The sequence below is a fragment of the Streptomyces sp. NPDC005963 genome (assembly GCF_040638655.1).
GTDB lineage: Bacteria > Actinomycetota > Actinomycetes > Streptomycetales > Streptomycetaceae > Streptomyces.
Genome location: NZ_JBEXVD010000011.1, coordinates 77,407 through 98,502, shown reverse-complemented (window position 1 = coordinate 98,502; position 21,096 = coordinate 77,407). Strand labels below are relative to the sequence as shown.

At 68.1% G+C, this 21,096-nt stretch carries 17 protein-coding genes; 6 read left to right on the top strand and 11 right to left on the bottom strand.

All coding sequences use genetic code 11. The annotated features are described in order from the left end of the window. Nucleotides 1-42 precede the first annotated feature (42 nt). Nucleotides 43-1,044 carry a sigma-70 family RNA polymerase sigma factor gene (locus ABZ348_RS17435; RefSeq protein ID WP_358933866.1) on the top strand — a complete coding sequence of 334 codons (1,002 nt, stop codon included), beginning with the start codon at nucleotides 43-45 and terminating at the stop codon, nucleotides 1,042-1,044. A 132-nt stretch (nucleotides 1,045-1,176) separates the two neighbouring features. On the opposite strand, the gene ABZ348_RS17430 is transcribed toward ABZ348_RS17435, so the two are convergent. Beyond that, nucleotides 1,177-2,136 carry a YafY family protein gene (locus ABZ348_RS17430; protein ID WP_358933864.1) on the bottom strand — a complete coding sequence of 320 codons (960 nt, stop codon included), beginning with the start codon at nucleotides 2,134-2,136 and terminating at the stop codon, nucleotides 1,177-1,179. 62 nt (nucleotides 2,137-2,198) lie between these two features. On the opposite strand from ABZ348_RS17430, the gene ABZ348_RS17425 reads away from it, so the two are divergent. Beyond that, a complete protein-coding gene (locus ABZ348_RS17425) occupies nucleotides 2,199-3,764 on the top strand; it encodes an MFS transporter (RefSeq protein WP_358933862.1) in 1,566 nt (521 codons plus the stop codon). 333 nt (nucleotides 3,765-4,097) lie between these two features. Here ABZ348_RS17425 and ABZ348_RS17420 read toward each other — a convergent pair whose 3' ends face one another. Next, nucleotides 4,098-5,018, bottom strand: a complete 921-nt coding sequence (locus tag ABZ348_RS17420; RefSeq protein WP_358933860.1) for a DUF6227 family protein — start codon at nucleotides 5,016-5,018, stop codon at nucleotides 4,098-4,100. A gap of 142 nt (nucleotides 5,019-5,160) precedes the next feature. Continuing rightward, nucleotides 5,161-6,231 (bottom strand): P1 family peptidase, encoded by a 1,071-nt coding sequence (locus tag ABZ348_RS17415; RefSeq protein ID WP_358933858.1) that lies wholly within the window; start codon nucleotides 6,229-6,231, stop codon nucleotides 5,161-5,163. A gap of 156 nt (nucleotides 6,232-6,387) precedes the next feature. Here ABZ348_RS17415 and ABZ348_RS17410 point away from each other — a divergent pair, with 156 nt between their 5' ends. Beyond that, on the top strand, nucleotides 6,388-7,569 hold the full coding sequence (locus ABZ348_RS17410) for an RNA-guided endonuclease TnpB family protein (RefSeq protein WP_358933857.1): 1,182 nt from the start codon (nucleotides 6,388-6,390) through the stop codon (nucleotides 7,567-7,569). 46 nt (nucleotides 7,570-7,615) lie between these two features. On the opposite strand, the gene ABZ348_RS17405 is transcribed toward ABZ348_RS17410, so the two are convergent. Next, nucleotides 7,616-8,758, bottom strand: coding sequence for a low temperature requirement protein A (locus ABZ348_RS17405; RefSeq protein WP_358934027.1), 1,143 nt, complete (start codon nucleotides 8,756-8,758; stop codon nucleotides 7,616-7,618). Between the two features lie 583 nt (nucleotides 8,759-9,341). Here ABZ348_RS17405 and ABZ348_RS17400 point away from each other — a divergent pair. Continuing rightward, nucleotides 9,342-9,548, top strand: a complete 207-nt coding sequence (locus tag ABZ348_RS17400) for a hypothetical protein (protein ID WP_358933855.1) — start codon at nucleotides 9,342-9,344, stop codon at nucleotides 9,546-9,548. 22 nt (nucleotides 9,549-9,570) lie between these two features. Here ABZ348_RS17400 and ABZ348_RS17395 read toward each other — a convergent pair whose 3' ends face one another. The 6 genes from ABZ348_RS17395 to ABZ348_RS17370 all read right to left on the bottom strand — a co-directional run bounded on the left by ABZ348_RS17395 (nucleotide 9,571) and on the right by ABZ348_RS17370 (nucleotide 16,299). Next, nucleotides 9,571-10,086 (bottom strand): MscL family protein, encoded by a 516-nt coding sequence (locus tag ABZ348_RS17395; protein ID WP_358933853.1) that lies wholly within the window; start codon nucleotides 10,084-10,086, stop codon nucleotides 9,571-9,573. 285 nt (nucleotides 10,087-10,371) lie between these two features. Next, the gene (locus ABZ348_RS17390; protein WP_358933851.1) at nucleotides 10,372-10,827 is read right to left on the bottom strand and encodes a hypothetical protein; all 456 of its coding nucleotides are present in this window, start codon (nucleotides 10,825-10,827) and stop codon (nucleotides 10,372-10,374) included. Nucleotides 10,828-11,515: 688 nt separating this feature from the next. After that, entirely contained in the window at nucleotides 11,516-12,355 is an 840-nt protein-coding gene (locus ABZ348_RS17385; protein WP_358933849.1) for an S-methyl-5'-thioadenosine phosphorylase, read from the bottom strand. Between the two features lie 273 nt (nucleotides 12,356-12,628). Next, nucleotides 12,629-13,000, bottom strand: coding sequence for an FmdB family zinc ribbon protein (locus ABZ348_RS17380; RefSeq protein WP_358933847.1), 372 nt, complete (start codon nucleotides 12,998-13,000; stop codon nucleotides 12,629-12,631). 69 nt (nucleotides 13,001-13,069) lie between these two features. After that, complete coding sequence (locus ABZ348_RS17375) at nucleotides 13,070-14,368, bottom strand: MFS transporter (RefSeq protein ID WP_358933845.1); 1,299 nt, start codon at nucleotides 14,366-14,368, stop codon at nucleotides 13,070-13,072. 491 nt (nucleotides 14,369-14,859) lie between these two features. Continuing rightward, complete coding sequence (locus tag ABZ348_RS17370; protein WP_358933843.1) at nucleotides 14,860-16,299, bottom strand: potassium/proton antiporter; 1,440 nt, start codon at nucleotides 16,297-16,299, stop codon at nucleotides 14,860-14,862. Nucleotides 16,300-16,588: 289 nt separating this feature from the next. On the opposite strand from ABZ348_RS17370, the gene ABZ348_RS17365 reads away from it, so the two are divergent. After that, nucleotides 16,589-19,477, top strand: a complete 2,889-nt coding sequence (locus ABZ348_RS17365; protein ID WP_358933841.1) for a penicillin acylase family protein — start codon at nucleotides 16,589-16,591, stop codon at nucleotides 19,475-19,477. Here the strand turns inward: ABZ348_RS17365 and ABZ348_RS17360 are convergent. After that, entirely contained in the window at nucleotides 19,455-20,054 is a 600-nt protein-coding gene (locus ABZ348_RS17360) for a 5-formyltetrahydrofolate cyclo-ligase (RefSeq protein WP_358933839.1), read from the bottom strand. The two genes, ABZ348_RS17365 and ABZ348_RS17360, sit on opposite strands and share 23 nt — an antisense overlap. A 136-nt stretch (nucleotides 20,055-20,190) precedes the next feature. Here ABZ348_RS17360 and galU point away from each other — a divergent pair, with 136 nt between their 5' ends. After that, a complete protein-coding gene (gene galU, locus ABZ348_RS17355; RefSeq protein WP_358933837.1) occupies nucleotides 20,191-21,093 on the top strand; it encodes a UTP--glucose-1-phosphate uridylyltransferase GalU in 903 nt (300 codons plus the stop codon). Nucleotides 21,094-21,096: the final 3 nt, after the last annotated feature.

Below are 21,096 nucleotides of genomic sequence, written 5' to 3'. Positions count from 1 at the left end.
ACCCGAAAGGGTGTCGCGACTTACATCAGCAAGGGAGCTCGCATGGCAACCCGTGCCGTCGCCCGTCGCCAGTCCGAGAACAAAGGGACCACCGACCGGGTACGCAGCGTTCGCGCAGTAGGCGGGGAGATCGCCGACCGCGACCTGGTCGGCATGTACCTCGACGAAATAGCGCGTACGCCGCTGCTCGACGCCGCAAAGGAGGTCGAGCTGTCCCAGACCATCGAGGCCGGGGTGTATGCCCGACAGATCCTTGAGAAAGAGGTCGAGAGCGAAGCCGGCGGAGCCACACGCGAGGAGCTTGAGGCCCTGGAGGCCGAGGGCGACCGCGCCAAGGACGTCTTCATCCGCTCGAACCTCCGACTCGTGGTGGCGGTCGCCCGCCGCTATCCGCGCAGCGGTCTGCCCCTGCTCGACCTGATCCAGGAGGGGAACGCAGGACTCGTGCGCGCGGTCGAGAAGTTCGACTACGCCAAGGGCTTCAAGTTCTCCACGTACGCCACCTGGTGGATCCGCCAGGCGATCACCCGGTCCATAGCGGACCAGTCCCGGACCATTCGCCTCCCCGTTCACCTGGTGGAGGAGCTCGGGCGCATCCGCCGGGTGCAGCGCGAGTTCAACCGAGAGAAGGGCCGCGATCCGGAGCCCGCCGAGGTCGCCGAGGAGCTCGGGTCCACGCCGGAGCGAGTGATCGACGTGCTCGACTGGGCGCGGGATCCGGTCAGCCTCAACATGGCCGTGGACGACGCGGGGGAGACCCAGTTCGGTGATCTGCTGGAGGACACCTCGGCCGTGTCCCCGGAGCAGTCGGTCCTGACGCTGCTGCGCAGCGAGGGACTCGACGACCTGATCGGCAAACTGGACCAGCGCACGGCATCGATCATCCGCATGCGGTACGGAATCATGGACGGCCGGGAGCGGACGCTGACCGAGGTTGGCAAGGAACACGGACTGACGCGCGAGCGCATTCGGCAGATCGAGAAGCACGCACTGCTGGAGCTGAAGAAAATGGCGCGGGACACGGGCTTCGACGCAGCTGCCTGACCCGCCCCCCTAGACGGACCCCGAGACCTTCCCCCCCTGGTCTCGGGGTCCTCCCCTTTCCCCTTCCGAACCCTCGCCCTCCGTGGTTCTGGCTACTCGCGCCGCGAGCGCGGGCCGCGCGGCCCCGAAGGGTCAGGCCGCTGAGGACGCGCGGGACACACGGTCCCCCAGCTCCGCCAGATAGGAAATCAACCGCACCGGGGAGTGCACCCGGAACTCACACCCCACCAATGCCAGCCGCACCGCCAGCCACTCCACCGAGTCCATCGACCGCCCCCGCACCCGGCAGCCGTCACCCGTACCCACCGGCACGCCCAGCGACTCGGGCAGTTTGGCCGCCACCTCGGCCAGCGGGGCGAAGAACTCCACATCCACCTCGTGCGCCTGCTGACGCGCGAGGGAGTGGCCCAGCAACTCCTGCGCCCCGTCCCCGGGAAGCTCCCGTGCGGTGAAGCGAGCGCCCGTGGCGAAGGGCTCCGATATCCGATCCACGCGGAACGTGCGCCAGTCCTCCCGCGCCAGGTCGTACGCCACCAGATACCAGCGGCGCCCGGTCGAGACCAGCCGGTAGGGCTCCACCAGGCGATTCGTCTCCGTACCGTCCCCCGCCCGATATCCGAAGCGCAGTCGCTCCTGCCCGCTCGCGGCCCCCGCGATCACCGTCAGCGTCCGCGGGTCGATGGTGGCACCGTCCCCCCTGGTGAGCGGCACGGTGGCCGACTGGAGCGAGGTGACCCGGTGCCGCAACCGCGCCGGCAACACCTGCTCCAACTTGGCGAGCGCCCGTACGGAGGCTTCCTCGATCCCTTCGATCGCATGACCGGCCCCCGCCCTCAGACCCACCGCGATGGCGACCGCCTCCTCATCGTCGAGGAGGAGTGGGGGCATGGCACTTCCCGCGACCAACCGGTACCCGCCGATCGCCCCCTTGGTCGCCTCCACGGGATAACCGAGTTCACGGAGCCGGTCGATATCGCGTCGGATGGTCCGGGGGCTCACCTCCAGACGCTGGGCGAGCTCACTGCCCGGCCACTCGCGCGGGGTCTGGAGCAAGGAGAGCAGATTCAGCAGACGTGCAGGCGTGTCGGTCATGGCCCAAGGATGACCGCTCAATAGGACACCATCTGACCTATTGGGGGCCTAGTTTCCTCCTCATGAGTTCACAGCCCACCGCAACTGATGCGGCCTCAGATCGGCGACGGTGGATCGCCCTTGCCATCGTCATGACCGCGGCCTTCATGGACCTGGTCGACGTCACCATCGTCAACATCGCCATCCCGAGCATCGAGAGGGACCTCGACGCGTCCTTCGGTGCGATCCAGTGGATCACCGCTGGCTATGCGCTGGCCTTCGCCGCTGGCCTCATCACGGGTGGTCGACTCGGCGACATCTACGGTCGCAAGCGGCTCTTCCTCATCGGCATCACCGGATTCACCCTCGCCTCCGCGCTCTGCGGATTCGCGGCGAGCTCCGAGATGCTGGTCGCCTCCCGACTGCTCCAGGGAGCCACCGCGTCCCTGATGGTTCCGCAGGTGCTCGCCATCGTGCACGCCACCTTCCCCGCACACGAACGTGGCAAGGTGTTCGGCCTGTTCGGTGCGATCGTCGGTCTCGGAGCCGTCTCCGGTCCACTGCTGGGCGCACTGCTGACCCAGTGGAACCTCTTCGGGCTGGAGTGGCGCCCCATCTTCTTGATCAACCTGCCGGTGGGCGTCGCGGGGCTGATCCTGGGCCGGAGGTACATCACCGAGTCGCGCGCCCCGAAGGCGCTGCGCCTCGACATGATCGGTGTCGTTCTCGTCACCACCGCGCTGCTGATGCTCGTCTACCCGCTGACCCGAGGCCGGGAGCTGGACTGGCCGCTGTGGGGACATCTGTGCATGGCGGGCAGCCTCGTCGTCTTCGCCGTGCTGGTGGCGTACGAGCGGTACAAGGCCCGCAAGGACGGTTCACCGCTGATCGAGCTGTCGTTGTTCACGGTCAAGAGCTTCGCCGCCGGCATCGCCGTGCAGTTGGTCTTCGGCATCGTCTGCGGCATCTTCTTCCTGGTCTGGACGCTCTACATGCAGATCGGACTGGGCTGGAGCGCGCTGAGGGCCGGGCTGACCGGTGTTCCCTTCTCCATCGCCGTCTCGGTGGCAGCCGGTCTCTCCGTGCAGAAGCTCGTACCGCGCTTCGGGCGCAAGGTGCTCCAGGCGGGTGCGCTGACCATGGCCGCCGGGATGCTGCTCTACATCTGGGAGGCCGACCACTACGGGACGGAGATCAACTCCTGGCAGATGATGGCGCCCCTGGTGGTGATGGGCGTGGGGATGGGCCTGATCGTGGCACCGTTGACGGACGCGGTGCTCTCCGATGTGCCCCGAGGGCACGCGGGCTCGGCGTCCGGCCTGATCAGCACGACACAGCAGATGGGCAACGCGCTCGGGCTCGCCCTGGTGTCGGTGGTCTTCTTCGGCTCGATCGATGAGCGTGACATGGCTCCGCAAGCGGTGGGGCAGGCGTTCGGTGAGGCGTTCCAGAACTCGCTGTGGTGGGTGGTGGGCGTGCTGGCCCTGATCTTCGTGGTGATGTTCGCGCTGCCTGCGAAGCCCAAGCAACACCTGGAAGGCGTCGAGGACGGCGAAGACACGGGCGAGGGCGTTGGCTCGGCGGGCCCGCAAGGCTCCGACGGCTCCGACGGGACCGATCTGCCGAAGACGCACGCGATGACGCACTGAGGAACTGACCGAGAGGCGTCCGTCAAAGACAGACGAGGATGGTCCTGGAACCGGACGAAGGGCTCGACGGGGAGTACGTCCCGTGTCGGGCCTTTTCCCTTGGGCGCGCGCAGCCGGAGACCGTCTTCAGGCTCCTCCTGGAGGCTGCCCGGTGGAGATCTGGGGCGAGGGCGGCGAAACGACTACTCGACCTCGGAACAGGAACTGTGTGAAGCGGACGTGGGTGAAGCGGATGGGCGTGGGTGAAGGCTGAGCGTGGGGGGTTTGCCGAGATTGCCTACCGGTCCCCGGGGCGTGGCGGCCGTGCGGTGGTCAACACACCCGGATGGACGGTCAGCGCACTCGGGACCGGTGCTCCATGGCCTCCCGTGCGCGGTGCTCGGAGCCGTAGACCTCGCACATATGGCGTCCGTCGGGGGTGAGGGTGTGCTCCACCTCCCACAGACTCAACTCGGTTCCGTCGAACAGCAGGAAGGCGTGCTCGTACAGGGCGAATCCGGCGTCCTTACCCGCCATCAGGCATTGCTGTCCGAAGACCTGGGTGATGTGGTGCGCGAAGGCCGACCGCAGCACCTGGGCCGTCTCCTCGCCCGGTCGGTCGACGTTCTCCGCGCGACGCAGCACACGCCGGGCATGGTCCGCCGAATTATCCGGTACGTACATCCTGGGGAGCGGGGCAGGGGGAGCGGCCAGCAGCCGGGCGAGCAGTGCGAAGTCGGCGTCGATGCCGGAGTGGTCGAGCGGCGGTCCGTCCCCGCCAGGCTTGGTCGGCCCCATCAGTTGGGCGGCTTCGAGGTCGGCGATGGCCTCCAGGAGACCGGCGGCCTCGGACGAGGTCGCGCTTCCGAACGACGCCGCGGACTGTGCGTCGGGGTGGTGCGGGTCGAACTCCGTCGTGTGGTGCGGGTCGGTGGCCTCGTCGTCGGCGAAGCCCGGGAACCCTGCGGGTAGGCGGGATGCGGCGAGCCGAACCTCCGCCTCCTCCTCGTACAGCTCGTGCTGTTCGGCACCCGTGGGTCCGGAGCTGTGCACCAGCTCCCAGAGGACGAGGTCGCTGCCGTCGCTGAGGAGGTAGACGTGACGGTAGGTCGCCCGGTCGAGCGTGCCGCTGTGGTGCGATGAATGGAGTGAACTTGCGTGGGCCAGGGCCGAGTCGAGTCTCTCGACCGTGGCATCGGGCAGTTCGAAGGAGTTGAGTGCCCGACCCAGAAGCCGCGCGATGTGCGACTCGGTTGTCTCATGCGGATCGTTCAATGGGGTCTCCTGGCCGTCGCCACACGTAACTTGTTGATTGCTAAAAGTAGCCCCTGGTTCTGACAGTGCGTCCCGGCTTCCGAAAAACGAAGGAACTCTTTGTGAAGTTCCCGGAGCCGCAACAAGCGGCATACTGCCTGGATCAGTTGATGTCGTAAAGCTCCCTGTAAGAGGGGAATGAGCCACCTGGGCCGGTGATCCCTTCTGCTGCGAGAACCGCCTTGACGATCGCTTCTGTCACCACGTCCGCGCCCGCAGCCAGCACGTTGTTGAAAGCGAGCGGGTTGTCGCGCGGAAGCGGCACCTCCTCCGTGGCGAGCGCGAAGACCGTGTCTCCGTCACTCAGAAGATGCACCGGACGGACGGCGCGCGCAATGCCGTCGTGCGCCGTACCTGCAAGCTTCTGCGCCTGCGCACGCGTCAGTACGGCGTCCGTCGCGACCACCGCAAGGGTGGTGTTGAGCGGCGCGGGACCACTGGCCGCCCGCGCCTCTTCGAGCCGGCGCACCGCCTCCGCGTGGACGGCGGGGGAGGGGCGAGGGACGGGATCCGCGCCGCCGTTCGTGCCGATGAAGTGCTGCCCGTACAACACCCCCGTCAGGGGGTCGATCACCGAGCCCACGGCATTCACCACCACGAGTGCGGCCACGGTGATTCCGGCGCCGCCCGTCGTCGACTCCACCAACGTGCTCGCGGTTCCGATCCCACCCTTGAGACCGCCGGCCACCGCTCCCGTGCCCGCTCCGACCGTGCCCATCGCCACGGGGGCGCCCATCGCCGAGGCTGCCGCGTCCACCACGGCAGCCCGCCCGGTGGACGCATCCGGCCGCGCCTTCCAGTCGCCGCCACGACCGAGGTCGAAGACACAGGCCGCCGGGACCACGGGCACCACCTGCCCCGGCGCGCCCACGGGTACCCCTCTGCCCTGCTCCTCCAACCACGCCATCACGCCGGACGCCGCGTCCAGGCCGAAGGCACTGCCCCCGGTGAGCACGACGGCTTCGATGCGCTGGACCAGATTGCGCGGATCGAGTGCGTCGGTCTCCCGAGTGCCCGGGCCCCCTCCGCGTACGTCGACTGCCGCGATCGCACCGCCGTCGGGGGCGAGCACGACGGTGGTGCCGCTGAGGGCGAGGGTGCCGGGCACGCGTGCATGGCCGACGCGCAGGCCCGACACATCGGTCAGGGCGTCGATCCTGGTCGTTTCACTCATCGGGGCTCTCCTTCGTGGATACCCCGTCCGTTCGGGCGGGGAGGAGACGAAGCTCCTGTGGAGCAGGGCAGGGAAAGCCGGTCTGCCGCCAGGGCGGACCGGCGTTCACCCCCAATCACCGGCTCCGTCACAAGCTGATGGGGCAGCGTGTGAACCGTGAAGACCGTCCACGTGAAGCGGGCGTTCAAGTACCGCTTCTATCCGACCGATGCGCAGGCAGCCGAGCTGTCCCGCACGTTCGGCTGTGTGCGGAAGGTCTACAACCTCGCCCTCGCCGCGCGTACCGAAGCGTGGACGCGGGAACGGGTGAACTACAACGCCACGTCGGCGATGCTGACCGCGTGGAAGAAGACCGAGGAGCTCGCGTACCTCAACGAGGTCTCCTCTGTCCCGCTCCAGCAGGCCCTGCGGCACCTTCAGACGGCGTTCACGAACTTCTTCGGCAAGCGCGCGAAGTACCCGCGCTTCAAGTCGCGGAAGTCCGCCGAGTACACCACCAGCGCGTTCCGGTTCCGGGACGGCAGCCTCACCCTGGCGAAGATGGCGGAGCCGCTCGACATCGTGTGGTCCCGCCCCCTCCCGGAGGGCGCGTCGCCGTCCACGGTGACCGTGTCCCAGGACGCGGCCGGACGCTGGTCCGTGTCCCTGCTCGTCGAGGACCCGACGGTTCAACCGCTTCCGGTCACCGATAAGGCCGTGGGCATAGACGTCGGACTCGACCACCTCCTGACGCTCTCGACCGGCGAGAAGATCTCCAACCCGCGGCACGAGCGCCGCGACCGTGCCCGTCTGGCCAAGGCCCAGCGGCGGCTTGCCCGCAAGGCCAAGGGCGACGGCGCCAACCGCCGTAAGGCCCGCCAGAAGGCCGCCAAGGTCTACGCCCGTATCACCGACCGCAGGCGTGACCACCTGCACAAGCTCACCACTCGTCTCGTGCGTGAAAACCAAACGATCGTGATCGAGGACCTCACCGTCCGGAACATGGTGAAGAACCCGAGCCTGGCCCGCGCCATCAGCGACGCGGCCTGGTCGGAATTCCGGAGCATGCTGGAGTACAAGGCCCAGTGGTACGGCCGCGAAGTGATCGCGATCGACCGCTGGTTCCCCTCCTCCAAGCTGTGCTCGACCTGCGGCACCTTGCAGGGCAAGATGCCGCTGAACGTCCGCACCTGGACGTGCGACTGCGGGACGACCCACGACCGGGACGTGAACGCAGCGCAGAACATCCTGACCGCCGGGCTGACGGTGTCTGTCTGTGGAGCTGGTGTAAGACCTCAACGGAGCACTCCGGGCGGGCAGTCGGCGATGAAGCAGAAAACCCCACGGCGCGAGCCGTAGGAATCCCCTCCCTTCAGGGCGGGGAAGAAGTCAAGTCCCCTGGGTATCACGCGACCTTGGGACGGTAGCGATAGCTGATCGTCACGCCGACCGCGACCGTCGCCGCCAACAACAGGCCCGCCGCGAGGACCGCCCAACCGGCCGCGAAGGTGACCCCCAGCACGGCGAGTGCGGCCAGCGGGAGGAGGACTCGTTCCACCGGGCCGCGCGTGAAGTGGCGTGCGTGCAGCAGCCAGACGGTCAGCAGGAAGACAGCCGCGGGGACGGTGACCGCGGCAGCAGCGGCCACCTCCGAAATGTGGGCCACGCCCACCGAGTGTTCGATCGCCACCTCCAGACCCGCTCCGATCGCCGCCGCCGAGCCGAAGATCAGTACATGGCCGTAACCCCAGGGGATCGCCTGCCGGTTGGAGATCAACAGTTCGTGCGCCGGCACGGCGAAGTAGATCCACCAGGCCGAGAAGATGATCAACAGTCCGCCCCCGGCGATGGGGAGCAGTTCGGCGACCGCCTTGTGTTCGTCCAACGCCGACTGGACGGCCACCGTGCTCGCGGCCATCGTCTCGCCCAGCACGATCAGGGTGAACAGGCCGTAGCGCTCCACGATGTGATGCGCGTGCCAGGGCGTCTCCTGGTGCCGCTCCGCGATGAGCGGCACCAGGAGTTCGGCCACGAGCACCACGGGGAACAGCCAGTGCCGGGACTCCTTCGGCGCGAGCAGCAGCACCACCCAGGCCGCCTGGCACAGGGCGATGCCCACCACATACGTCAGAGCCGTTGCCCGGGACCGCCCCCGTTCCGCCGCTGCCGCACGCAACCACTGGGTGGCCAGCGCCAACCGCATGATCAGGTAACCGGAGACGGCGATCGCCCAGTCGTTGTCGCTGAAGGCGCGCGGGATCCCGGCCGCGTAGACGAGGACGCCGGCGATCTGCACCAGGGTGGCGATCCGATAGGGCACGTCGTCGCAGTCGTACGCCGATGCGAACCACGTGAAGTTCATCCAGGCCCACCAGACGCCGAAGAAGACAAAGACGTAACCGATGAGACCCGTGCCGGGATGGCCCTCGGCGAGGGAGTGGACCAACTGGAGACCGGCCTGGGCGACCGCGACGACGAAGCAGAGGTCGAAGAAGAGTTCCAACGGGGTGGCGGAACGGTGAGGCTCGTCCCTTCGCCGCGGGACCATCGGACGCAGCGGCCCGTAGTCCCCGTCTGTGTTCACGCCTCGGTCGTACTGCTGTGCCTGTTCAGCCTGTTGGCGCTGCTTGTACTGCTCGTGTTGTTCGTGCTGTTCGGCTCCGTGTTCCTCCTCGGGGTGCTGGTGTTCCTCGTACCCGTTGTCGTTCCTGTTGTCGTTGTCATCGGGACCGTCGGTGCCGTCCTCGGTGGAGGCGCCGGGCGCCGCAGGCTTGTGCTCACGCCCGGTGCGGCGGGCGGAGTCCGCGGAATTCGTGCTGCCGGTGGGATCGGATCCCGAGGGGCCGCCGACGGCTCCGGACGGCCGTGGCCGCTCGATGGAACCGGCCGACGGTTCCGGTGCCCCCTCGGAGCCCGGAGCGTTCGGATCGCTGGGGTCCCCCAGGCCGTCCGGGCTGCCAGGTGACGTCATGGGTCCAAGAACACCAGAGGGAATCGGCCCGGAGGCGAGACGCGCGCCCCCGGCGGCTGTTCGCCTGCCTCGGCCCGGCCGAGTGGGCTAACCCGCCGAGCGCGCCCCCGGACCGGGGTGCTGCTCGCCCGGGCGCTGAGCGCCGCCGTACCCTGGAAGCATGAGCACCGCCCCCGCCCCCGGATCGCGAGATGCGAAGCACCTCCGGCAGGAGTCGCCGAAGTCGAGGATCGACTTCGACGATCCGCTGGACCGGCAGTCCTCGGACGATACGGACCGAGGGTGGGGTGAGCGGCCTCCTACGGGCGGCGACGGCTCCGACGACCTCGCGCGCTTTCTCGACGAGAAGCCTCCCCACCACGTCTGAGCTCCTGCGGTCCGGATTGCCGCTAGCTCCGGTCTGAGCCGGTGCCGGTTCCCGGTGCGGGACCAGAGCCCGTGGAGCCCGTGCGCGTACCCCGTGACTGAGCGATCAGCGCGTCGCGGATCTCCTTCAACACCTCCAGCTCCGAAAGCTCCACGACCTCCTTGGCGCCTTCCTTCGCGGCGTCGCGGGCGGCCTTCTTCGCCAGGTACTTCGCCATGGGCAGCACCATCAGGAAGTAGACGACCGCCGCGGTGATCAGGAAGCTGAGCGTCGCTCCGAGGACGGATCCCCACAGGATCTTGATGCCGTCGACCTCGCCGTTCACCACCTCGCACGTGCCCTTGATGCAGGAGCTGTAGGAGTCGAGGTTCTTGGTGCCGAATGCGCCCACCAAGGGGTTGATAACGCCCTTGACCACGGCGTTGACGATCTGGGTGAATGCCGCGCCGATGACGACGGCGACGGCCAGATCGATCACATTGCCGCGCAACAGGAAGGTTTTGAAGCCCTCCAGGACGCTGACCTTCTGCTCGCTCAACACTGAGCCTTTCTTCGCATGTACATGGGACGGGGTCAAACCCCCCGCAACCTACGCCAACGCATGGCCACGGTGTCCACTTCACGAGGATTCGGAGGTGACCCGACGGCACTCCAGTGCGAGTGCTTCCGTGGGAACGAGCACGGTCACGAGCGAAAGAACGGCCATATGCGACGAAGGGTCATCAGGGAGGCTCGGTCAAAAGAGATCCGGGGCTCGGTCATCACAGGGATCGGGCAAGGGGATACGGGATCCCAGCAGCGGGGCCGGGCCGAACCGCGACGATCACCACAGGGTCACCGCCAGCCTGCTCGCCCCGCTCGCCCCGGCCAGCGCCGTGGCCGTGCTGCGCGGGACGGAGAGGACGATCAGTGCTCCGCCGTCCCCGTCGCCGGCCCCGGCATCGTCGAAGACCGTGGGCACCTTCGTCACCCGGGCTCCTGCCGCCACCACCTTGGCCGCAGGCTGCTCGCCCTGCCGGCCGACCGGAGCATCGGGCACCGCGATCACATCGAGCCGATCGCCCGGCCTGAGCAGCCGAACAGTCTCCGCGTCGGCGATGCGCACGGGAGCCGAGACCATCTCGACGGAGCTCGGTGGCCTGGAGCGCGGCGGCGAAGCCGAGGCGCTGCCGGGGTCGCCGTCCTCCCCTCGCGCGCTGGCGATCGCTACGGCCGTCGCAACCAGTGCGAGCCCCGCCGCGAGCCCCTGCCGGCGGCGATGCCGAAGAGCACGCCTCAAACGGTGTGCACCACCGTGGGCCCGCAGGGGTGCGAACGAGGGGATCCGCTGCGGTTCGGGGACGGCTGCGGCGGGAAGGGCCGAACTGCCTCCCGCCGTCCTCCGCGATGCGTCCGATGAGAGCGTCCCGGGCAGGTGCCTACTCGACAGGCAGTGGCAGGAGACCGGTCGGCCGGCGAACGGGCCCGATGCCGCCCGGGACGCCGAGGAGTGTGCCGGCGCCGACCCAGGTGGCCGGGCCTGCTGTGGCGCCATCGGCGAGTCTGCCGGTAGGGCCGCCTCGCTGGCACCGGCACTGCTGACCGCGCCAGGTGATGCGGACGCCGCCGACGAGGCGGCCAACGAGGCGGTTGAGGAAGCGGCTGAGGGAGCGGCCGGGGAAGCAGACACCAGCGGCGGTACCGGCCCGGATGGAGACCGCTCCGGTGAGGCGTTCGCCGACCGAGCACCGGTGGGAAGGGAGGGATGTGAGTCCATGACCAGGAACCGCCCGTCGTTGGGAGCCGCCCCGGTTGCCCGGGGCCTTACGCTCCTCACGATCCCTGTTGTGCCCGTACTCCGCTGATGCCTGTGGACAGAGCCCCCGGTGTGGAGAACTCCCTCACCTGATCGTGCTCACCACCTCACCGTCGCCGTGCTTTCTCGGGTCGGAGCAGCGGGTCGGAGCAGGGGGAGTTCCCTTCGAAGGTCAGGGCAGGTCGAAGCCCAGGTCCCACCCGGCGTGCGCGTCCACGCACAAGCAGTCGCGTTCGTCCACGCCCGGCAGCGAACCCACCGCGTCGAAGAGCACTTCGCGCAGTTGTCCCACCTTTTCGCCGAACACCCGCATCACCTCCGTATGGGAAACGCCCTCGCCCGTCTCCGTACCGGCGTCCAAATCTGTGACCAGCGCCAACGCGGTGTAACAAAGGGCGAGCTCTCGGGCGAGCACCGCCTCCGGATGTCCGGTCATGCCCACCACCGACCAGCCCTCGGACGAGAACCAGCGGGATTCGGCCCGCGTGGAGAAGCGTGGCCCTTCTATGACCACGAGCGTCCCGCCGTCGACCGGTTCCCATTGGCGTCCGCGTGCGGCTTTGAGCGCCACGGAACGTCCGGCGGGGCAGTAGGGGTCGGCGAAGGTGGTGTGCACCACGCGCGGAACGATGCCGTCCGCCCGCGGGGCTCCATCGAAGTACGTTTCCGCGCGGGACTTCGTACGGTCCACCAACTGGTCGGGTACGAGCAGTGTTCCCGGTCCGTAGTCCGGTCGTAGCCCACCCACCGCGCACGGCGCCAGGACCTGGCGCACACCCACTGAGCGCAGGGCCCACAGATTGGCCCGGTAGTTGATGCGATGGGGAGGAAGGTGGTGCCCGCGGCCGTGCCGGGGGAGGAAGGCGACCTTCCGACCTGCCACTTCGCCGAGGAAGAGGGAGTCGCTCGGACTGCCGTACGGGGTGTCGACCTGCACCTCCGTCACGTCCTCCAGGAAGGAGTACAGCCCGGAGCCACCGATCACGCCGATCTCTGCGTTCGTGTTCGCCATGCCGGCCACACTATCGACGCAGGGGACGCGGCCGGAATGGCGCTCCAGCACACCGAAGCCGACCGCCGACGCGACCCCGCCGGGACACGCGCCACCCCGCCCGGACGCACTCGACCCCGCCCGGACAAGCGCGTCTACCTCCGGACAAGCGCGCCTACGCCCGGACACGCAAAGGGCCCCGCCGTATGCGTACGGCAGGACCCAGGGCGTAGCGGAACCGCAGCGCGGTACGGACCGGTCCAGCTGACGGCCGTACCGGTGGGAGCGGTCCGGTCAGGCCGCCGAAGACGACGAAGATGATGAAGACGACGAAGACGCAGTCGAGGAACCGGACGACGACGTCGAACCGGAAGACGAAGACGCCGACGAGGTGGACGATGCACTCGCCTTCGACTCCGAGGTCTTGGCGTCGGACGACTTCGCATCGGACGACTTCCCCGACGCGGCCGTGGAACTGCTCGACGATGAGCCGCGGCTGTCATTGCGGTAGAAGCCGGAGCCCTTGAAGACGATGCCGACCGCCGAGAACACCTTCTTGAGGCGTCCGTCACAGCTCGGGCACACGGTCAGGGCGTCATCGGTGAACTTCTGCACCGCCTCAAGGCCCTCGCCGCATTCGGTGCACTGGTACTGGTAGGTCGGCACTGGTCTTCCTCCTGGCACTCTCACTCAATGAGTGCTAAACGACGGTCCATAGTGACGTATTCCGTTGAATCAGTCCACCGTCACTCGCGTGCGGTGATCCATCCCACTCGCCCCACGAGCTGCCACGAGCCCCGTGGCCGTGGTGCCGGCGGTGGCCGGTGTCAGTCGTGACCCTAGGGCGAGAAGGGTGACCAGGGCGAGCGCGGTCCCCGCGAGCGGCACCGCGAAGCCGGCGGCCGACCCATGGGCGTCGGCCAGCTGCCCGGCCGTGGTGACGGCCGCCGCTTGGCCGAGGGCCACCGCTCCCGTCAGCCAGGTGAACGCCTCGGTCCGCGCCGACGCCGGCACCAGCGGCTCCACGAGCGTGTAGCCGCCGATCAGCGCCGGTGCGATGCAGAGCCCCACCAGCAACCCGACCACAGCGAGCAGGGCGGGTGAGTCGATGGTCCACAGGACCGACGCCGCGAGCGTCAGACCGATGTACCCGATCACCATCCGCCGGCGTGGGCCGGTCTTCCAGGCGACGGCTCCGAAGACGACGCCCGCCAGCATGTTGCCCGCGGCGAAGATCCCGTACAACAGGCCGTTCGCCCCGGGGTTGCCGATCTCCTCGGTGAAGGCCGTGAGCGAGACCTGCATACCGCCGAAGACCGAGCCGATGCCGAGGAAGGCGACCACCAGGACCCGTACGCCGGGGATGGAGAACGCAGAGACCCGGCGCCCGGTGCCCGCAGCGCCTTCGAAGCGGCGTACGGGCGGCTGGGTGCGCTTCTGAGCTGCGAAGAGGAGGCCGCCTACCAGGGTCAGTCCGGCTTCCGCGATCAGACCGGCGGCCGGGTGGACTCCGGTGCACAGGGCCGTCGCGAGCACCGGGCCGACGACGAACGTGAACTCGTCCGTCACCGATTCGAAGGCGGCTGCCGTCTGCATCAGGGGCGATCCGTCGAGCTTGGCCGCCCAGCGGGCCCGCACCATGGGGCCGACCTGGGGGACGGACGCCCCAGCCGGTACGGCTGCGGCGAACAGCACCCACAAGGAGGCGTCGGCCAGTGCGAGCGCGGTGAGGGCCGATACGGATGCGGCGTGCACCAGGACGCCGGGCAGCAGTACGGCGCGTTGGCCGAAACGGTCCGCGAGTTTGCCGCTCTGAGGGGCGAAGATCGCCATGGAGACACCGGTGACGGCGGCGACGGCTCCCGCGCTGCCGTAGGAACCGGTGGTGTGCTGTACCAGCAGGACGATGCCGATGGTCAACATCGCGAAGGGCTGTCGGGCTGCGAAGCCGGGAAGCAGGAAGCTCCAGGCTCCCGGGGTGCGCAGCAGTTGTCCGTAGCCCGGACGCTTGCCGGTGGTGACCGTGGATGCCACGGTCCGTGCCTTTCTGCCGCCTGGTGGGCGCTCCCATGGCGAGGCGGGAGCGACCGAGAGCTGTCCTCTATGCGCGCGGGACTGCGGTAGATACCGGGTCCCCACTGCGAACTGCGGAGGGCTTCTCGGCCGCCATACGGTCGCGCCAGCTCTGCGTCAGGCAGAGGTGGTCGATCAGATGTGCACTCATCGTACAGGGATCTTCAAAGGTGTCGATAGTCGACAATTGGCGGTCCCAGGCGAGGTGGGGACGGTTCAGCAGGAACGATTCTGCTAGCGGTGCGCACCACATCACAACGCACCCGTGCCACCTGCGTAGGGACCACTCGTGACGCACCCGTCCACCCCCGCCGGACGACTCCGCAGCGCCACCCCGGCACCCCGCCCCGAGCGCGCGCCCCAGGACGTCAGGCACCCACGGGCGCAGCCCCGGGGCGCCGTCCGCCACGTCCCGTACGTCCGTCCGGTCCGTGTTCGCCGTGCCCGGCCGGCTAACCGGTCCCCAGCCATCCCGCCAGCTTCCCGCCCTGCCCCACGGCCCGCAGTCGCTGTTCGGCCGCGTCCCGTACCGGGTCCGTGGCCACCACCAGCAGTTCGTCGCCGCGCCGCAGCACCGTCGACGGCAACGGCACGAAGCTCTTGTCCTGCCGGACGACGAGCGTGACTGCGGCCCCCGGCGGAAGGCGCAGTTCACTGACCTCCACGCCGTGCATCCGCGACTCGTCCGGAATCGACACCGAGAGCAGGTGCCCGCGCAACCGCTCCAGCGGTGCGGACTCCACCCCCAGGTCGGACGGCGCGCCCGGTCCGATCCGCAGCGCCCTGGCGAGCCAGGGCAGCGTGGGCCCCTGCACCAGCGTGTAGACGACGACCAGGACGAACACGATGTTGAAGATCCGGGTGCTGCCCTCCACACCGCTCACCATCGGAATGGTGGCCAAGATGATGGGAACCGCTCCGCGCAGTCCCGCCCACGACAGCAGGATCTGTTCGCGGCGCGGCAGCCGGAACGGCAACAGGCTGACGAACACCGACAGCGGACGGGCCACGACCGTCAGCACCAGCCCAACCGTGACCGCGGGCCAGAAGTCGTCGACTAGTTCGTGCGGGGTCACCAACAGCCCCAGCAGGACGAACATGCCGATCTGGGCCAGCCAACCGAGGCCCTCCGCGAATCCCCGGTTGGCCGGGGCGTGCGGAAGTTTGGAGTTGCCGAGGACCATGGAGGCCAGGTAGACGGCGAGGAATCCGCTGCCGTGTGCCATCGCGCCCGCGGCGTAGGCGACCACGGCGATCGCCATCACGGCGATCGGATAGAGGCCCGAGGCGGGCAGTGCCACGTGTCGCAGCGCGAAGGCGCCCAGGAATCCGGCCGCCAATCCGATGCTCGCCCCGATCGCCAACTCCAGGGCGATCGTGCCGACCAGCATGTACCACTGGTCCACCGGGCCGGCCGCGGAGAAGGCGACGACCAGGATGACCACGGGTGCGTCGTTGAAGCCGGATTCGGCCTCCAGCACACCGGTGATCCGGGACGGCAGGGGCACTTTGCGCAGGACGGAGAAGACCGCGGCGGCATCCGTCGACGACACCACGGCGCCGATGATCAGCGCCTGGCGCCACTCCAGGCCGACCAGGTAGTGGGCTGCGGAAGCGGTGATTCCCACACTGACCGCAACGCCCACGGTCGACAGTGCCACCGCGATGGGCAGGGCCGGTTTGACCTCTTGCCACTTGGTCCCGAGTCCACCTTCGGCGAGGATCACCACCAGGGCGGCATAGCCGATGACCTGCGTGAGTTCGGCATTGTTGAACTTGACGTCGAAGAAGCCGTCCTGCCCTATGGCGATGCCGATACCGAGGTACAGCAACAGGCTGGGGAGTCCGCTGCGCGATGAGATCCGCACTGCCGCAACGGCGATGAGCAGCACGAGCGAGCAGACGAGCAGGAGTTCGTTGAGATCGTGGACAGTCAGTGGCCGATCCTTCCCCTCGCGCCTCTACATGCCGGATCGTTACTCCGGGCGGCGACACTTCGTTACCTTACCTAATCTTTAACGTTTCCTTGACGCGTAGATCATCATGGCCAACAGGGCCGCAGCCATGGGAAACGCCCGGCCGGGGGGTACGCATTTCGGATGCCGCGTCAGGGGCGCCGCGACGCTGCGCCTATGGTTGCTCCCAGCACTCCTGGACCAGCCTGCGCCTCGAAGGACAGCGATGCCCGCCAACACAACCGCCTCTTCCCCCAAGAAGAAGAAGGGGCGACGCGCCCGCCTGCTCGTGATCCTCTTGGTGCTGGCGTTGCTGGGCGGGATCGGGTACGGCGGCTACTGGGGTGTGAGCGCCGTACGTGCCTCCTTCCCCCAAACCACCGGAACCATCGAGATTCCCGGCCTTCGCGGTGAGGTCGAAGTCAAGCGCGACGACTACGGGATTCCGCAGATCTACGCCGACAGTGACGACGACCTCTTCCGTGCCCAGGGGTTCGTCCACGCCCAGGACCGCTTCTGGGAGATGGACGTACGCCGTCATATGACGTCGGGCCGCCTCTCCGAGATGTTCGGTTCCGGCCAGGTGGAGACGGACTCGTTCCTGCGCACGCTGGGCTGGCGCAAGGTCGCGCAGAAGGAGTACGACGAGAAGCTGTCGCCCGACACGAAGAAGTTCCTCCAGTCGTACGCGGACGGTGTGAACGCCTACCTCCAGGGCAAGGGGGGCAAGGACATCTCCTTCGAGTACGCGGCGCTCGCCTTCACCAACGACTACAAGCCGGAACCGTGGACCCCGGTGGACTCGGTGGCCTGGCTCAAGGCGATGGCGTGGGACCTGCGCGGCAACATGCAGGAGGAGATCGACCGTTCACTGTTGACGAGCCGGCTCGACGATAAGCAGATCAAGGATCTGTATCCGCCATATCGCATCGAGAACAAGCCGATCATGGAGAACGGCGCCGTCGATCCCGCCACGAAGAAGTTCGACCCGGAGGCGGAGCCGAAGGGTGACATCCGCGACGACGGCAACGGCAACAACGAAGGCAACGGCAACAACAGCGACGGCAATGGTGGCAGTACCGCAGAGTCCGGAGCCGAGGGCACGGGCGACGGCAGCACCGATGGCACGCTCGGCCATGACGCCGGAGGCACCCCGGCCGAAGGCACCGACGGCGCACCCGCGGACGCCACGGACGCAGCGGAGGGCCTGAGCTCCCAGCTCGCCGCCCTCTCCGACTCCCTCGACACCATCCCCGCCCTGCTCGGCCCGAACGGCAACGGCATCGGGTCCAACTCGTGGGTCGTCTCGGGCGAGTACACGACGACCGGCAAGCCCCTGCTGGCCAACGACCCGCACCTGGCACCCCAGCTGCCCTCGCTCTGGTACCAGATGGGTCTGCACTGCCGGAAGGTCTCCGACGCCTGCACCTTCCAGACTGCGGGCTACACCTTCTCCGGCATGCCCGGTGTGGTCATCGGCCACAACCAGGACATCGCCTGGGGCCTCACCAACCTCGGCGCCGACGTCACCGACCTCTACTTGGAGAAGCTGAGCGGCAACTCCTACCAGGTGGGCGACGAGCAGAAGGAACTGGTCACCCGCAAGGAAGTGATCAAGGTGGCCGGCGGCAAGAGCAAGACGATCACCGTCCGCGAGACCGGCCACGGCCCGTTGGTCTCCGACCGCAGCACCGAGTTGGAGAAGGTCGGCCAGCGGGCTCCGGTCGCCAATGACGCCCCCGACCGCGCCACCGGCTACGGCATAGCGCTGAAATGGACCGCCCTGGAAGCGGGCAAGACGATGGACGCCGTCTTCGACCTCAACCGTGCGACGGACTTCAAGTCCTTCCGGGCCGCGGCCGAGAACTTCGAGGTGCCGTCGCAGAACCTCATCTACGCCGACACCAAGGGCAAGATCGGCTACCAGGCCCCCGGCAAGATCCCGGTCCGCAAGAAGGGCAACGGGATCGTCCCCGCCCCCGGCTGGGATCCGGACTACGACTGGAAGAAGGACCCGATCCCCTTCGACGAGATGCCGTACGAGGAGAACCCGAAGCGCGGCTACATCGTCACGGCCAACCAGGCCGTCATCGACCCCGAGACGTACGGTCACCTGCTGACCAAGGACTACGGCTACGGTGCGCGCAGCCAGCGGATCAACAACCTGATCGAGTCGAAGATCAGGGACGGCGGCAAGATCTCCACCGAAGACATGCGCACCATGCAGATGGACAACACCAGTGAGATCGCGAAGATCCTCACCCCCTATCTGCTGAAGATCGACATCTCGGACCCGTACGTCCGCGAGGCGCAGAAGCTGCTGGAGACCTGGGACTACAACCAGGAGCCCGACTCGGCCGCCGCCGCGTACTTCAATGCGGTGTGGCGCCACGTCCTCAAGCTCGCGTTCGGCAACAAGCTGCCCAAGGAGATGCGGGTCGAGGGCGATTGCCTGAGCGTTCGCCCGGCGGACAGCACGGCGCCCCTGGACGAGTTGGAGCGGGTCATCGAGTGCGGTCAGCGCGATGCGGACTCGGCCCAGCCGGACGGCGGCGACCGCTGGTTCGAGGTTGTGCGGAAGATCGTGAAGGACGAGAAGAACAGCTGGTGGCGCTCGCCCGCCAGCCGCAACGACAAGGCGACCGACACCCGGGACGAACTGTTCGCCCGGGCCATGGAGGACGCCCGCTGGGAGCTCACGGCTGAGCTGGGCAAGGACATCTCCAGCTGGAGCTGGGGCCGGCTCCACCAGTTGACGCTGAAGAACCAGACGCTCGGCACCGAAGGCCCCGGCTTCCTCCAGTACCTCCTGAACCGCGGGCCGTGGAACCTCGGCGGCGGCGAGGCGACGGTCAACGCCACCGGATGGAACGCGGCTGCGGGCTACGAGGTCGTCTGGGTGCCGTCGATGCGGATGGTCGTCAACGTCGGCGACTGGGACAAGTCGCGCTGGATCAACCTCTCCGGCGCATCCGGCCACGCCTACAGCGCCCACTACACCGATCAGACGGACAAGTGGGCCAACGGCGAACTGCTCGACTGGTCCTTCAGTGCGAAGGCGGTGGACACCAACACCGTCGACACCCTCACCCTCACTCCGAAGGCCGGTCCCTGACGGTTTCGGTGAAGCGTCGCACCCCGTCGGGTGTGACGGCGGCGTCCACGGGGTGGTCGTGCGGTTCCACGGGAACCCGCTCGACCACCTCGTGCGTGTAGAGCAGCACCACCAGCGCGGGCCGGGCGCCCGCCGCCGCGAGTCGGGCCAGTACCCGGTCGTACGAGCCGCCCCCGCGGCCCAGCCGCATTCCGCGGGCGTCCACGGCCAGCCCGGGAAGGAGCACGGCATCCGCCTCCAGTACGGCATCCGTGCCGAGCCCCGGCCCGACGGGCTCCAGCAGTCCGCGTCCGGCGGACACCAGCGCTTCGGAGCCCCGGTACTCGCCCCAGTCCAGGTCGTTGTCGGCCAGCAACACCGGCAGCAGCACGCGCACCCCGCGTTCGCGCAGCGCGTCCAGCAGCGCCCGGGTGCCGGGCTCGCGTCCGATGGAGACGTACGCCGCGACCGTGGCCGCTCCGCTCAACTCGGGCAGTCGCAGCGCCTGGCCCGCCAGCAGCTCCGCGGCCTGCCCTGTCTCGCCGGGCTGGAGGGCGGCACGAGCGCTGAGGAGTTCTCGACGCAACGTCCTCTTCATGGCCGACGACTCCCTATCATTTTCATGCACATGACGTCCCATGAGATCCGTATAAACCTCTCGTATGTCCCTTTATCGTAAGGAAGTTGCCCGAAGGCTTATCTTCTGCCCATACTCACCGGATAGTGTGCCGAACATGACTCAGTCGAAGCCCAGGATCAGCAAGGCGGTCATCCCTGCCGCCGGCCTCGGAACGCGTTTCCTCCCCGCCACCAAAGCCACTCCCAAAGAGATGCTGCCTGTCGTCGACAAGCCCGCCATCCAGTACGTCGTCGAAGAAGCGGTGGCCGCCGGCCTCTCCGACGTACTGATGGTCACCGGCCGGAACAAGCGCCCCCTGGAAGACCACTTCGACCGCAACTACGAACTCGAAGAGGCGCTCAGCCGCAAGGGCGACGAGAACCGGCTGAAGAAGGTCCAGGAGTCCAGTGACCTGGCCACCATGCACTATGTGCGCCAGGGTGACCCGCGCGGACTCGGTCATGCCGTCCTGTGCGCCGCCCCGCACGTCGGGGACCAGCCGTTCGCCGTCCTCCTCGGCGACGACCTGATCGACCCCCGCGACCCCCTGCTCTCGCGCATGGTCGAAGTCCAGGAGCGGGAGGGCGGCAGCGTGATCGCCCTCATGGAGGTCGAGCCGGAACAGATCCACCTCTACGGTTGCGCCGGTGTCGAGGCCACCGACGAAGAGGACGTCGTCAGGGTGACCGACCTGGTCGAGAAGCCCGACAAGGCCGACGCCCCCAGCAACCTCGCGATCATCGGCCGCTATGTGCTCGACCCCGCGATCTTCGCCATACTCCGCGAGACCAGACCCGGCCGGGGCAACGAGATCCAGCTGACCGACGCCATCGAGAAGCTCGCCGCCGACGAGACGGTCGGCGGCCCGGTGCACGGAGTCGTCTTCAAGGGACGGCGGTACGACACCGGCGACCGCGGCGACTACCTGCGGGCCATTGTCAGACTCGCATGCGAACGTGAGGACCTGGGACCCGAGTTCCGAAGCTGGTTGCGCAGCTATGTGACCGAGGAGATGTAACGA